We start from the raw sequence: 12,968 nt of genomic DNA, 5'->3' as shown, positions 1-12,968 counted from the left end.
GCCTTCGAGACGCCTTCCGCAGCGAGCCTGCGGATCAGAGCCCAGTCCTCCAAAGTGATCACTCTCCAATCGTTGAGTGTTCACTTTTCACGCGCCGCTACTGTCCAGTTTTCGAGCGCCGCCGACATTCGAACTGAATGGGGGTGCCGGCCGGTCAGGGCAGATCGTCGGCCGGGGTGTAGCGCTCCGGCGTCTCGCGCACCGCCCGGTGGGTAGCAATCACGGTGGGGTCACTGAGGGCAAGCAACTCAGCCGTGGTGTAGCTCCTCCCTGCCAGAAACGATCGTTTCCGGCCGTGACTGAGCCGCTCGCTGCCGCTCGGAAGTGGTCGCTAGACGATCCTTCACGGGGACATTCCGAATGCGGCGTCGAGACCTCGCCACGAACGATTGCGGCAGACTGACTGCGTGCGCCAGATTCGTCTCTCCGGCCCCGAGGGCGTGCGCTGGGTTCCAACAGAGCAGACCGGCGACGGGGTCCTCGTCGTGGCCGGGTCCAGTGGCCGTGTAGACGCTGAACGAGCGCGAGTGTTCGCTGGACTCGGCGCAGTCGCCGAGTCCATTCGGTGGTTCGGCGGGCCCGAGCAGCAGAGCGGACCGTGGGAGATACCACTCGAGACCTTTCTCCAGCGCCTCGACGACCTGCGCCGCGAGTGCGACCGCGTGTGGATGGTCGGGACCTCCTTCGGTTCAGAGGCCGCGCTTCTATGCGGGGCCCTTCACGGCGGGTCGGCTGGAGTGGTCGCTTTCGCGCCATCGAGCGTGGTGTGGGCCGGGTACGACGATGAAGGCCGTCAAACCTCCCACTGGACGCTGAACGACCAGCCGCTGCCGTACGTGCCGTTCGACTGGACCGGCTACGTCGAGGAGACTCCTGCTCGATTCCGGCCCCTCTACGAGCGGTCAATGCAGGCGTACCCCGATCGAGCGGCCGCGGCGTCGATCCCCGTCGAGCGGATCCCGCGACTAGTGGTGGTCGCCGGTGGGGACGATCAGGTCTGGCCGAGCACGGGTCACGCGGAGCAGATAAGTTCTCGGCGCGCAGGGTTCGGTCTGAGTACGACAGCCGTCACATCACCGGAGGCTGGGCACCGAACGATCCTCCCTGGAGAGCACCTGATAGCAGGGGGCGCGGCGATGTTGCGTGGGGGATCCGAGCGCGAGGATCGTCGGCTCGGTCAGCAGGCGTGGGAGGCGATCGGGAGGTTGCTCGACGAAGCAAGCGCGGACACGGCGGTTTTGCCCTCTCCGTGATCATGCGAAGGCACTGCAATCGACGAGATCCTGTCCCAATGACCGGTGCTACACCGGACGCCGCAGGGCGAGAGGTCGTCCCGATAGACCACCCTTCACCGGGACACCTGGCAGCGGGCCTCGTTCAGCTGATGGCAATTCCGAGCTGAGAGACCGCAGCGTCAGTTCCTCGCGTCGTGATAGTCCATGCTGGGCGGTTGAATGCGGCTCGGGTGAGGCGCACTCGTTGTTCATCGACCGGTTCACCCTGCCGTGGCGAGACGCGTGTTACTCCGTTCATCTCGTATCCGAGTTTTCGAGAGACGGCGAGCGATGGCTCGTTCCAAGCCGCAGCGCTTGACTCGGCCCACTCCGCGCCGAGGACATCGAACGCGAACAGCACGGTGATGTCGAACTCGTCGACATCACAGCGACGCACGATGCAGCCGCAGGACGAAGCGCTATCTTTCTCGTCAACCGCAGCCAGACCGACGTGGCCGCGTGCGTGGTCGACGTTTCGGCGTTCGGAAAGACGACCCTCACAGAAGCTCACACCTTGAGCGATGCAGATGTCTATGCGGCGAACACGCTCGAGGATCCAGAACGTGTGAAAACACAGGCCAACAGCTCGGCAATGATCAGTGACGGATTCTTGACCGTCGAGCTTCCGCCTGTCTCATGGACAGTCCTGGTGCTGGCAATCTCCGGCCAGCAGGGCGCCACACCCGACTCGCTCAACTAGATCGAGCGTGCGCGGATTTCTCCATGGAAGAGCGCGCGGGAGGATGAGCGGCCCTGTACCGAGAGCGCTTATCAGAAAGCGGACATCAATCTGTTACCGGGCATTCCCGGTCAGCGCAGCGCACGGACTCTCAATCGGGGGAGCGGCACCGGACGTTGCACGATTTGGCGAGGTATGAGGGGCGCGCCCTTCCAATCGAAGGCGGAGCTCGACGTGTCCGCTGACGACTTCACCCAGAGTGAAATGGCTCGCCCTCCTCGAAGACTGAAATCAACAGGTTCAAGCAGCGATCATCCATCTATCACGAGTGAGGCTCCTCAGGACGTGTGAGCGCGGTGCCGAGTGCTCGGCACCGTCGGCACCGCGGGGAAAGGTGTTAGTCGCCTATCGGGACGTCGAGGTGGTCGCGCGCGGCGACCTCGAGGTGCACCAGGTCGCTCGCGATCGTCGCGCCGAATTCCTCGGTGAGGCGTCGTCGTGCGGTTTCGCCGTCCGGAGTGTGGATCAGCACCGACAAGCCGTGGGTGTCTGCTGCGGTTCGGATCCGTTCCAGCGCGGCGGTGAAGCGATTCGCGCTCTCGGGGTCCGAGGGTGTGCGGGCGCCCAGCGCGAGTGCGAGGTCGGAGGGGCCGATGTACAGGCCGGACACGCCGGGGACTGCGGCGATCTCCTCGACGTTGTCGAGGCCTTCCGCGGTCTCGATCATCGCCAGGACGACGGAGCTCGCGTCCGCTTCGGCAGGGGCCGGGCCGATTCTCAGCTGTGAGCGCATCGGACCGTAGGAGCGAATCCCGCGCGGTGGGTAGGTGGCAGCCGATACCGCTTGCGCGGCGTCGTCTGCGTTATTCACCTGCGGGACGATGACGCCGTGCGCGCCGGCGTCCAGGGCCTGGCCGATCACGGCGGTACCTTGATCTGCACGCGGACCAGCCCGACCGTCCCTGTGCCTCCCGCGCCGGCGCCGGCGTCGATTGCGAGTAGCCCGGCAAGGATGCCGGAGTAGCCGAGGAGTCCGTGTTGGCCGTCGATCGCGACGTAGTCGTAACCGACACGACCAAGACGCTCAAGGACGACGGGGCGTCGAGGACGGACCAGTAGCCGACTATTCGTTGCCGCTCCTTCACGCGGCGGGCGTACTTGATGCTCATCGTCGTCCTCTTCGTCATCGGTTGTAAGCGGGCACGGGCCCATCCAGCCAGTCGCCGATGGCATCGATCTGCTCAACGATCCACACGTCCAGGGGTCCCTGCTCGAGGGCGTCCAGGTTCGTGGTGACGTGCGCGATCCGCGATCCGCCGATCAGCGCACCGGACACCCCCGGCCTGCCGTGGAGCCATCGCAGCGCGAGTTCGAGCATCTCGATCCCGGCCTCGGAGGCGACGGCACGGAGCCGGTCGACCGCCTGGAACATGCGCGGCTCCCAGTACCGCTCGGTGTACATGCGGAGCAGACGCTCGCCTCCGAACCGACCCCGTTGGGGGCTTCTTCGTAGCTATGTTTCCCGGTGAGTAGACCGCCGGCGAGCGGGTTGTAGGCGATCACCGACGTGTCGAATCGTGTCGCGGCCTCGTGGTACTCGGACTCGACATGACGGCACAGCGCGTTGTAGAGCTGCTGGCTGACGACCGGCCCTGCCATGCCCCGCGCCCGCGCGGCCATCTGATCGCGCACGGTTAGCGGCACGCTCGAGTGCTCAAACAACCTCGCTTCCGTCAACACCGTCACCGCCTGCCGTCAGCATGCCGCGTCTTGTGCGTGGACACGCGCCTCGCAGTCGTCGATCACGAACGCCTTCCGGGAGACGGCTCAACGCCGCCGCTCAGCTCCGTCTCCCGAGACCACTCCTTCACGTTCCTTGAAGCAACGAGGCAGCCATTGTGAGGAGGACGACAACAAGCATGACGACATAGGCCCAGGCGTGTACGCGGTCGGGGATGCGGGGTGGGTGGCGGCGCAAGATGACGATGACCGGGATCGCGCCGATGAGGAGGAGTGCCGCGGCGCCGAGGTCGACGATTCCCACCGTGAATACCGCACCGTGCAGGTTCGTCGTCTGACGGGCGAGGATGAACACGAGTGCGGCGGGAACACTAATGGTGAGGGTGAGCGGGTTCGCGAGCGACGTGGCGTGCCCCATGGGGAGGCCGGTGCGTCGTAGGAGCGGGACCGTCATGACGCTGCCGCCGACGCCGAGGAACGACGCGACCGCCCCGATCGGGGCACCGGCCGCGGTCGGGATCGACCGCTGCGAAGTATCGTCCTGCGCGAGGTCTGCGGGGCGCAGGAATCCGGGGCGGACGAGCATGTCGATGATCGTGACCGCGACGTAGATCACGAACCCCCATGACGGTACGTCTGCCGGCACCGCCATGGCAGCGAGGGCGCCGAGGAGGCCGCCTGCGGCGAGGAGGCCGAGGAGCGCACCACGGCCACGGAGCCGGGCGAGGACCACGCGGGGCGTGGCCGTTGTGGCGACGGCGGCGTTGACCACCATAACGATCGCGGATGTCGCCACAGCGACCGTGCCCGCCGCAGGGCCGACCGCGGCGTCGGCCCAGACGATGACGGGGACAGTGACGAACCCGCCTCCGAAGCCGAACAGCACTGTGGTCAGGCCCGTAAGAACCCCGATGAGAACAAGGACGAGAACGGTCACTGAACTCATTCCAGCGAGTTCCCGACGTGCTCGCATTCGAGTATTAGGCAAGAATCATTGAGTTTCAGCCGGTAGTCTGGTCGGGTGCGGAACGTGACGCTGGCCGAGGTCGATGCACTGCCCGTTCCGGTGTTGCCGATCGCCACCGTCTACCCGCCCGATTATCTGCTGGTGTGGCATGAGCACCGGAGGGCGCAGTTCCTCTACGCCGCGACGGGGACGATGCTCGTGGAGACCGACGACGGTGCGTGGACGGTCCCGGGGGAGCGGGCCGTGCTCATCCCTCCTGACACGCGGCATCAGGTGCGGATGTTCGACGTGGAGACGAACAGCCTCTACATCGATGCTGCAGTGGTTCCGTGGTGGCCTGCCGCGTGCCAGGTCGTCGAGGTCGCCCCGCTCCTGCGGGAGCTGCTGCTGGCAGCGTCCGACGTCGATCCCCGCGGCGGGCTCGATGGCCGCGACGAGGTACTGCTGGAGCTAATCCTCCATGACACGTCCCGGCTCAGCGAGGTACCGCTGCATGTTCCGATCCCGCGCGCGGCACCCCTGGCCGGGCTCTGCCGCCGCTACCTTGCCGACCCCGACCTGGCGGTCGACAACCGCGTATGGGCACGCGAAGCCGGGATGAGCGAACGCACCTTCACACGCCGGTTTCGGGAAGAGGCCGGCATGAGCCCTGCCGCATGGCGTTCACGCGCCCGACTCCTCGCGGCGATCCCGCTTCTGCGCCACCAGAGCGTGACCAACGTCGCTGCGCGACTCCGTTACGCCACTCCGGCAGCCTTCTCCTACGCCTTCACTCGCGCCTTCCATTCGTCCCCCTCGAGCCTGCGCCTGCGCGCGCCTTGACGCGCCGCTGACCAGCTACGCGGGCTTCACCGCACGACCATCAGCGGGGACTCCTGATCGTTCGGCGAGCGGCGGTCGGGATGTCGTACTCCAACGCCGGCTTATATACTCGGCTATACAAGCGGCGGAGGAGGAACCGTGGCCATCACTTCGATTGACATCGATAAGGACGAGCTCCAGCACGCCAAGGAGCTCATAGGTGCCAAGAGCAACCGCGAGACCGTCGACCTTGCCCTTCGTACTCTGATCGCCGTGCGCAGCCAGCCAGCCGCTGTCGAGCGCATCATCAGGCGCCGGTTTGAACCTGAGCAAATCGACGCTCCGACGATCACCCCGGAGACAACCGAGCCGAGCCGCGCATCCGCACCCATCCCGGCGAAGGGCGGCGGGCGGCGAAAGAAGCGCGCCGCAGAATGACGACGTACCTCGTCGACAACAGCATCTGGCAGAAGGCGGGGACGAGCTCCGCCATCGCGGAGCGACTGCGCGAGATCTCACCGCAGCACCTCATCATCACCTGCCCGCCCCAGGTCCTCGAGTACTGCCACTCGGCGCGCTCTGCGGAGGAGTACGCGGAGCTGCGCGGAGACATGGACCAGCTCCTTCCCGCATGGGAGCACCCCGACGAGCGCGATGCCCTCGACATCCAGCAGGCCCTGTGGAACAGCGGCTTGATGCGGGCAGCCGGGGCGTTCGACTGCCTCATCGCCGCGTACGCCGTCGCCAACGATGCGGTGATCCTGAACTCCGACCACGACTTCGGCTACCTCGAACTCGGCACGAAGGGACGGGTGCGCCAGGAGTACGTCGCGGCGTAGACGCAAGACTGCACTTCCAGATGAGCCAGGCGCTCGCGCTCGCCTGTTCCTTGGGTCTCGCTACCTTTGCGGAGGCAGGTGGTCGAGCGGTTCGTTGCTCTGGACGACGCCGTTCTCATCGCCGACGCTCGTGACCGTGTATGGGTTGAGGTTGAGAGTGTCGCCTGCGTAGAGGTAGATGGTGCGGCCCTGCGTGCGGCGGACCTGATTGAGCTTCTCGAGCCAGAAGCCGTCCTCGAAGCAGAACCGCGCTCCGACGTCGGCCCGCAGGTCGCCGGGCGCGACGATGTACGCGCCGGGGCGGCCGTCGAAGCCCGCAATCACCTCGCCCATCGCCCCGGGCCGGGGGCCGGTGTCCTTCCAGTCGGACACCCAGTAGCCACTGATCCTGTCCTCGACGCTGTTGTTCCGCGCCTCCACCCCGGGCATGTCCGCTCACGCGTCAGGCTCAGCTGTCTCAGCCGTCTCTGTCGAAGTCGGCTCCGGCGTCGAGGAAGCGGGAAGCCCGGCCGAAGCGTCTGGACCTGAACTGGCTATGACTCTTACGCTCTCGCTGAGCTCGATGCGTTCTCTGTCTCCGACCTCGCTGTCGGAGTAACGGAAGGATCCCGCCTCGACGCGGGTGCCGTCTTCGAGTTCCGTGCCGACGCCCGTCCCCGCGGCACACCCGGTCTGCATCCAGTCCTCGTCGCGCATCACGATCACGCAGAGTTGTTCGTCCTCGCTGGTCCCGCGGGCGAGGTAGACCCGTGTGCCGTCGACGTCTCCGGCATACCTCGTGCTCGCCGGGTCAATGTCGCCCTTCTCCTCGACGTCGGGGATCAGGTCGACCTCTGTCTGCTCCGCTTCGAACTCCGGCAGCGCCGAGGGGGCTCCGCAGCCAGCGAGCAGCAGGGCCGAGACGAGCACGATCAGAGCCTTCGCGGGAGACCTCATGACCGCACGCTACCAAGCACCCACGCCGCAACGAGCGCGCAGGAGCACGGAACTACGTCCCGAGGTACCCTTATCTAAGTCGATAACCTCACGGAGGTGAATGATGCCCATCACGGAAGCCCTGCGAGACGCTCGCCGCCTGTCAGGGAAGAACCTTCGCGACATCGCCACGCTCTCGGGAGTCGGCGTCCCGAATCTCTCGGCGATCGAGAACGGCCGGCGGGATCCGAAGACCAGCACCACGGAGCGCATCGCTAGCGCTCTCGGGCTCGAGCCGATCCTCGTTCCTCTCGGCGGGCGGTGCACTGTCGCCGCAGCCGCGGCCGCGATCCGCGACGCGGACCGCGTCGGTGACGATGAACGCGCATATCGCTCCTTCATCCAGCTGAACAACGATCTCGCGTCCGCTGATGGCGTCGATAAGGTCCTGCTGAGCGCCAGCCAGCCGGCGTCGATCACACCGGAGTGGGATGCGGCTCTCGCGGGTCTCGTCGAGTGGCACCTGCATGAGGCAAAGCTCCCTGCTCCGCGCTGGACGAGCCAGATCCGCGGTGACCGCTCGTGGCGCTGGGCTCCGTGGCCTGCGATCCGCGTGGTGGCTGCGAGGCCAGACCACGTGCCCGGTCCTCTCGCCGAGCGCGGCATCTGGATCGAAGATGGCGAGCTTGAGTCGGCATGAGCGGCCCTTGAGAAGAAGCGTGCGGGAGCTGCCCGATCTGCGCGTCCTCGCCGGCATCACCACCGTGGAAGAAGCAGAGGAGCTCTTCGGCCAGTTCTATCCCGGCGACGAGTTCAGCGAACGCACTGCGCAAGTCGTTGAGCAAGCCGTGCTCGGGGCCGGGCCGCCTGCGGATCCTGTGACATTCCCCGACCTTGATCGCTAGGGAAGTCACGTCGGCAGGCAAGTTGATGGACGGATAGGCAGGAGAGTATATCGATGGCTACTTCCGACCCGAACGCGCACTCTTTCGTCTGGATGTTCCTCACCGGTGCGACGGAGCCCGTGGTCGCGGGTGCTCTGACCCCCGCCGCGGACGGGGCGCGCGGCTTAGCGTTCCGCTACGCCAATCGCTACCTCGAACGACCCGACGCGGTGAGCATCGGCCCAGACCTGCCTCTGACAGATGAGACCTTCCCGCCAGTGCACCAGCACCACATGCCCTCGAGCATCCGCGACGCGATGCCCGACACCTGGGGCAGGAGAGCCATCAACCGCGAGCTCGGGATGGGCGTCGACGACGAGCTTCCGGACGTGCGCTACATGCTGGAGTCGGGCAGCGACCGCGTGGGCGCTATCGACTTCCAAGCCAGCCCGGTGACGTATCTCCCGCGGGGCGGAGGGGGCGCCCTGGAGGCTGTCGCCGACGGCGCCGTCCTTGTTGACGAGGACGAGGCGGGACCCCAGCTCACCCGCGCCGTGCGCAACGCCTTGAGTGCTGCAGGAGGATCGCAGCCGAAGGCGTACGTGCAGCAGGAGGGTCGGGAGTGGCTGGCGAAGCTCCAGACCCCGTACGACCGGCAGTCGCCGCTGGTCAAAGCCGAACGCGCCGCGCTCCACATCGCCCGTCACGCCGGCATCGACGTCCCAGATGCGCGCCTGGTGAAGGTCGACGGGCAACGGCTCGCGTTGCTCACCGAGCGCTTCGACCGTGTACCCATTGACGGTGCGGAGGGCTTCGGGCGTCGCATGGTTCTCTCCGGTATGACGATCGCCGATGACCACGCCCTGTCGGGGGCCTCCTATCCGAACCTCGTCGACAAGGCGCGGAAAGTCTCGGCAGAAGCGCCCGAGATGGGGCGGGAGCTCTTCCGGCGTCTGGCGTTCCGGATCAGCATGCGAATTGACGACGACCATCTTCGGAACGTCGCGTTCTTCTGGGATGGGAAACACGCTGCGTTCACGCCGGCATTCGACCTGTCACCCGATCTCGCCGCGAAGAGACCGTTCGGACTGACCGACCTCGGGGATGGCACGCGCGAGTTCTCTCTGGCCGCACTCATCGGTCAGCACCGGCACTACCACCTGTCCCGAAAAGAGGCGGAGTCCATCGCCGATGAGATGGTGGGCGTGGTGATCGATCACCGTCTCGACGCTGCCGAGATGGCGCTCATGACTGAACGGGAGCGCTCGATGCTCGTCGCCCAAACGGCCACCTCAGAGCTGCGTGGCACGCGGCCTGCTGTCTCCATCTCCGAGCGGCACCGTCGGCACCCCGAGCTGAAGGGCCTCCTCCTGGGCAACGGGCCGACGAGCGCTCGCCCGGTTGGCGGATCAGGAGCGCCCACCACCGCCCGAGAGCGGCACGATCCTCAGCTCGAGTAGGAGGCGTGCCGCTCGACCGGAGCGGGCCAGATGCGGCTCAGATGCCTGATTCCGCTGACAGAGGCTCGAGCACCGCACTGCCATCGACGAGGCGCCAGTGCGCCCGGCACTCGTCGCAGTCGAGGAACACTGAGTGATCGCGGAAGCCGGGGATGTCGTCGTGCTCCTCGACGATTCGCCCCTGCCCGCACGGGCAGGCGTACTCGGTGCGCGAGGTGGTCCCGGAGCCCGCGCCCCAGCCTTCGTGATCAGAGGCGAGGTGATCCGTCCGCTCGGGGCGGAGGGTGGTCTCGTCGGTGTTCGACCGCATCCACGCCGCCACGGTGCGCCCGGCGATCACCCGGACCTCGCCGTCGACGCCCAGCTCGTCGAGGATCGCCAGGAGATCGGTGCCGGTGGCCGCCACCCGGTGGTCGCCCTCCGCGACGCCGGCACGGTAGTCGTAGGCGAGGCGCTCGAGCGAACCGAACGACCCCGCGCCGCCTGCGGGGTCCACCTGAGCGATGAGCCATTCGTGGAACGGGCTCGTCTGCGGCAGGGACGAAGCGTCGACGCCATCCCAGCGGGCGGGCGTCTTGCCGGTCTCGGCGTAGTGCTCGAGCGCGGCCTTCAGGTAGAGGTATCCCGGCGGCCGGTGCTGGTGAGCCCGGGGCTCCGATCGCGGGGTCTCCATGCGCCGCATGTAGTCGACCTGGAGGGCGTCGATCCCGACCTGCGGGTTCGGGCTCTCCGCGTCCGGGTCGCCATCGACGACCTCCAGCCCGAGAGCCGCCGCGGCCCAGATGAGCTTGCCGTTCGAGACGTAGGAGAAGCCCTTGAGGATCCCGCCGAGGTAGCTCTCGGCGCGAGCCTTGAGCCCGTAGCTGCTCGCCTTGCCGTGTGCCGGCGCGGGGGTGAACATCCGCAGCACCTCGGCGGTGAGCACCACGGTCAGGAAGTCGTGCTCGTCGTCTGCCCGGAGCGCTTCGACGCCCGCTCGATACAGACCGTGCTCGCCGAGGAGAGTCGCGCCCTCGCCTGCGTTCGGGTCCTGCAGCACCGGATGCTCGGTGAGCACGCGCACGAGCCGGCGGGCGCTGATCCTCTCGCCGAGGATGCCCTGGGCGAGCGGGTGCTGCATCAAGCGGAGCGCCTGGGTGTACTTCATGCCGGTGAAGCGCTGCCACGCGCGCGCGTCACGCTGGAGCTCGCGGTCCACTGCGCGAGTGCCGTGAGCCTCGCGGGTGCCGGCTGGAGTGTGCGTCGTCATCTCGTTCTCGATCCGGGCTGTGCCTGCACCCCACGCGTGCGTCACATGCCCTGAAGAAGAGATCCGACGGAATGGTCACTCACTGGATCGAAGCCGTTGTCCTCGACGCCGGGCCTGCGTGGGGGCCCGACTCGGAGACGGGCGGTCCAGAGCCACCCATGGCTGACATCGTACAGACCCAGACGCCGCGATGGTGGCGCTGATTGCCGCCGACAGCCAGATCCTAGGATTGACCTCAGCAGAAGGGCTTCGACCATGACCAAGATCACCGTTCTCGACCTGGCCGGCGTCATCTACTCCGCAGGCAAGGTGTTCGACGGCTTGGACACCGGGAGGCTCGCCACCGAGAACTTCCTCCGGTCGGGGAGCCTCGAGGGCGTGACGTCGCGATCAGACCTCGCACTCCTCGAGGATCTCCGCGACGTGGCACAGTACGTCATCGACAACGCTGCCTCGGGCGCTCCGTTCACGATCGATGCCAACTACGTGCGCGCGATCAACGCGAAGATCACCCGAAGCGGTGCGTTGCACCCCGGGGAGTTCAGGACCTCCGACCAAGGGATCGGCGTGAACACACCCGAGGGGCGTCACGAGCCGGAGGCGATCACGGAGACCGAGCTGCAGCGGATTATCGACCGAGCGCAGACGAGCGACCCGGTCGAGACGGCGCTGGACGTCTTCGTCGAGACGGCCAAAGCTCAGCCCTTCGAAGACGGCAACAAGCGCACCGCGCTGTTCGCCGCCAACAGCGTTCTCATCGCCGCCGACACGGGCAAGCTCCTCACGATTCCCCACGACGAGCTGGACGACGACGTCGCGAGATCCTTCATCAAGCTCATGGCGAAGGCATACGTCCACGACCAGCACGACGGGGTCAAGACGATGCTGCGCGACCAGGGCCTCGCCAGCCGGCGGGGACTGCGCCGAGGCCCATGAAGTCCCTGTCGGACCAGTCTCGGGCGACCTCCTCGACGAACTCTTCAACCGTCATCCCCAGCGCCGCGGCATCCTTCACCAGTGGATCAGCCGAGCCGAGCGTGCGCTTGAAAGCGGAGAGCACTTCGGCGTACGCGCACGGCCGCGTCTCGGCTACGTAGAACGTCTGGCCGGGAACGTCGTAGCGACCCCAGGCCGTCCGGTTTCCGTCGTCGCCGGACCGTGGTGCAGCAGAGAGCGCGGGGTAGTCGGTCTTCCCCACGTGGTAGCCGTCAGAGTGGGGGTCGGAGATGAGCCGCAGTCCCGTGCGAGAACAGGTTCGGGATGTTCTCATTCGTCGGCGGATCCGGCGATGAAGGAATCGACGGCCCCGGAGACGTCAGCGTGCCGGTCCTCACGGATCGCAGTGATCGGCGTCTCCTCCTGCAGCAGCGGGTTCCCGCCGATGAACCACTGTCGGGCCACGTGATCACCGTCCGCGGCGGAGAGTAAACCCCACTGCCGATGCGCGAACAGGATCCGCCTTGCGGCATCGGAACGGGGCTCCGGGCCGTCCGGTTTCGCCCAACGAATCGGGAGCTTTCGATCCTTCGATCCAGACAGCGCGGCAACGAGCGTCGGCCCCAGGGCTGCGTTGAGCTCTCTCACGACGTCATGGATGTCCATGCGCATCGTCTGGCCGTGCTGAGCAGTCGGAGTGAGCGATTCCATGATCCCAGCCTACGGGGTTACACCCGCAAAACCACCCTAATTACACCGTCATCTAGCACTGGTGGGAAGCTGCTCAAGACCCTCGATGCGGCGTAACGATGACCGCAGTACTCACAAAACGCGTTAACGGGGACTACAGTCGCCGTAAGCATCCACGAGGAGGATGATCTCATGGCCCGTCGCGCACTCCGTCGAGACCGCAAGCTTCAAGAGCTCGGGGAGCTGCTCCGCACCTGGCGGAAGATTCACCGCCTCCCGATGAGCGTCGTCGCCGAACGAGCAGGAATCACCCGGGACACTCTGCGAGCGATCGAAACCGACCCTGCCAGCGTGAGGTTCGAGAACGTCTTCGCCGTCCTGGAAGTGCTCGGCATCGATCAGTATCTGATGGGAGCTCTCGACCCCGCGACCACTGATCGAGGTCGCGCCATGCTCGAGCGCGGACTTCCGGAGAGGGTGCGACTGTAGGCCGAGTCGATCATGGCTAGGTAGAGGCGAGCGACGGCGCGGTGG

Annotated in this window: 17 protein-coding genes and 1 pseudogene; 10 read left to right on the top strand and 8 right to left on the bottom strand. The window is 66.6% G+C overall.

Translation table 11 applies throughout. The features are described from left to right. Positions 1-407 precede the first annotated feature (407 nt). Positions 408-1,253 (top strand): alpha/beta fold hydrolase, encoded by an 846-nt coding sequence (locus QWJ90_RS12695; protein WP_290108217.1) that lies wholly within the window; start codon positions 408-410, stop codon positions 1,251-1,253. Between the two features lie 364 nt (positions 1,254-1,617). Beyond that, complete coding sequence (locus tag QWJ90_RS12690; protein WP_354670434.1) at positions 1,618-1,974, top strand: alpha-L-arabinofuranosidase C-terminal domain-containing protein; 357 nt, start codon at positions 1,618-1,620, stop codon at positions 1,972-1,974. 376 nt (positions 1,975-2,350) lie between these two features. On the opposite strand, the gene QWJ90_RS12685 is transcribed toward QWJ90_RS12690, so the two are convergent. The 4 genes and pseudogenes from QWJ90_RS12685 to QWJ90_RS12675 all read right to left on the bottom strand — a co-directional run bounded on the left by QWJ90_RS12685 (position 2,351) and on the right by QWJ90_RS12675 (position 4,630). Further along, positions 2,351-2,875: an HpcH/HpaI aldolase family protein gene (locus tag QWJ90_RS12685; protein WP_290108216.1), complete on the bottom strand. Its 525-nt coding sequence runs from the start codon at positions 2,873-2,875 to the stop codon at positions 2,351-2,353. A gap of 261 nt (positions 2,876-3,136) precedes the next feature. Beyond that, a complete protein-coding gene (locus tag QWJ90_RS12680) occupies positions 3,137-3,415 on the bottom strand; it encodes an aldo/keto reductase (protein WP_290108215.1) in 279 nt (92 codons plus the stop codon). A 44-nt stretch (positions 3,416-3,459) separates the two neighbouring features. Beyond that, positions 3,460-3,633, bottom strand: a pseudogene (locus QWJ90_RS14895) (aldo/keto reductase); the annotation flags it as partial. 187 nt (positions 3,634-3,820) lie between these two features. Beyond that, entirely contained in the window at positions 3,821-4,630 is an 810-nt protein-coding gene (locus QWJ90_RS12675) for a sulfite exporter TauE/SafE family protein (RefSeq protein WP_290108214.1), read from the bottom strand. Between the two features lie 84 nt (positions 4,631-4,714). Between QWJ90_RS12675 and QWJ90_RS12670 the strand changes: the two genes are divergently transcribed. The 3 genes from QWJ90_RS12670 to QWJ90_RS12660 all read left to right on the top strand — a co-directional run bounded on the left by QWJ90_RS12670 (position 4,715) and on the right by QWJ90_RS12660 (position 6,300). Further along, complete coding sequence (locus tag QWJ90_RS12670) at positions 4,715-5,482, top strand: AraC family transcriptional regulator (protein ID WP_290108213.1); 768 nt, start codon at positions 4,715-4,717, stop codon at positions 5,480-5,482. Positions 5,483-5,620: 138 nt separating this feature from the next. Beyond that, positions 5,621-5,899 carry a type II toxin-antitoxin system VapB family antitoxin gene (locus QWJ90_RS12665; protein WP_290108211.1) on the top strand — a complete coding sequence of 93 codons (279 nt, stop codon included), beginning with the start codon at positions 5,621-5,623 and terminating at the stop codon, positions 5,897-5,899. After that, positions 5,896-6,300, top strand: coding sequence for a PIN domain-containing protein (locus QWJ90_RS12660; protein ID WP_290108210.1), 405 nt, complete (start codon positions 5,896-5,898; stop codon positions 6,298-6,300). Before QWJ90_RS12665 ends, QWJ90_RS12660 begins: the two co-directional genes overlap by 4 nt. A 60-nt stretch (positions 6,301-6,360) precedes the next feature. Here QWJ90_RS12660 and QWJ90_RS12655 read toward each other — a convergent pair whose 3' ends face one another. Together QWJ90_RS12655 and QWJ90_RS12650 are read right to left on the bottom strand one after the other, a co-directional pair. Next, the gene (locus tag QWJ90_RS12655; RefSeq protein ID WP_290108208.1) at positions 6,361-6,729 is read right to left on the bottom strand and encodes a hypothetical protein; all 369 of its coding nucleotides are present in this window, start codon (positions 6,727-6,729) and stop codon (positions 6,361-6,363) included. 6 nt (positions 6,730-6,735) lie between these two features. Beyond that, positions 6,736-7,236: a hypothetical protein gene (locus QWJ90_RS12650; protein ID WP_290108207.1), complete on the bottom strand. Its 501-nt coding sequence runs from the start codon at positions 7,234-7,236 to the stop codon at positions 6,736-6,738. A gap of 103 nt (positions 7,237-7,339) precedes the next feature. On the opposite strand from QWJ90_RS12650, the gene QWJ90_RS12645 reads away from it, so the two are divergent. The 3 genes from QWJ90_RS12645 to QWJ90_RS12635 are packed head-to-tail and all read left to right on the top strand — an operon-like array spanning position 7,340 to position 9,559. Next, positions 7,340-7,915, top strand: coding sequence for a helix-turn-helix domain-containing protein (locus QWJ90_RS12645; protein ID WP_290108206.1), 576 nt, complete (start codon positions 7,340-7,342; stop codon positions 7,913-7,915). A 19-nt stretch (positions 7,916-7,934) separates the two neighbouring features. After that, the gene (locus QWJ90_RS12640) at positions 7,935-8,120 is read left to right on the top strand and encodes a hypothetical protein (RefSeq protein WP_290108205.1); all 186 of its coding nucleotides are present in this window, start codon (positions 7,935-7,937) and stop codon (positions 8,118-8,120) included. Between the two features lie 53 nt (positions 8,121-8,173). After that, entirely contained in the window at positions 8,174-9,559 is a 1,386-nt protein-coding gene (locus QWJ90_RS12635; protein ID WP_290108204.1) for a type II toxin-antitoxin system HipA family toxin, read from the top strand. Positions 9,560-9,596: 37 nt separating this feature from the next. Here QWJ90_RS12635 and QWJ90_RS12630 read toward each other — a convergent pair whose 3' ends face one another. Then, the gene (locus QWJ90_RS12630) at positions 9,597-10,808 is read right to left on the bottom strand and encodes a hypothetical protein (protein WP_290108203.1); all 1,212 of its coding nucleotides are present in this window, start codon (positions 10,806-10,808) and stop codon (positions 9,597-9,599) included. A gap of 255 nt (positions 10,809-11,063) precedes the next feature. On the opposite strand from QWJ90_RS12630, the gene QWJ90_RS12625 reads away from it, so the two are divergent. Beyond that, the gene (locus QWJ90_RS12625; RefSeq protein WP_290108202.1) at positions 11,064-11,744 is read left to right on the top strand and encodes a Fic family protein; all 681 of its coding nucleotides are present in this window, start codon (positions 11,064-11,066) and stop codon (positions 11,742-11,744) included. Positions 11,745-12,074: 330 nt separating this feature from the next. Here the strand turns inward: QWJ90_RS12625 and QWJ90_RS12620 are convergent, their stop codons facing one another. After that, a complete protein-coding gene (locus QWJ90_RS12620; protein ID WP_290108201.1) occupies positions 12,075-12,455 on the bottom strand; it encodes a hypothetical protein in 381 nt (126 codons plus the stop codon). A gap of 171 nt (positions 12,456-12,626) precedes the next feature. Between QWJ90_RS12620 and QWJ90_RS12615 the strand changes: the two genes are divergently transcribed. Continuing rightward, a complete protein-coding gene (locus QWJ90_RS12615) occupies positions 12,627-12,923 on the top strand; it encodes a helix-turn-helix domain-containing protein (protein WP_290108200.1) in 297 nt (98 codons plus the stop codon). The last annotated feature ends 45 nt before the right edge of the window (positions 12,924-12,968 follow it).

It is taken from the genome of Microbacterium oryzae, from assembly GCF_030406385.1.
Lineage (GTDB): Bacteria > Actinomycetota > Actinomycetes > Actinomycetales > Microbacteriaceae > Microbacterium > Microbacterium oryzae_A.
The sequence above is the reverse complement of the archived record's forward strand: the minus strand, read 5'-3'. Positions and strand labels throughout refer to the sequence as shown.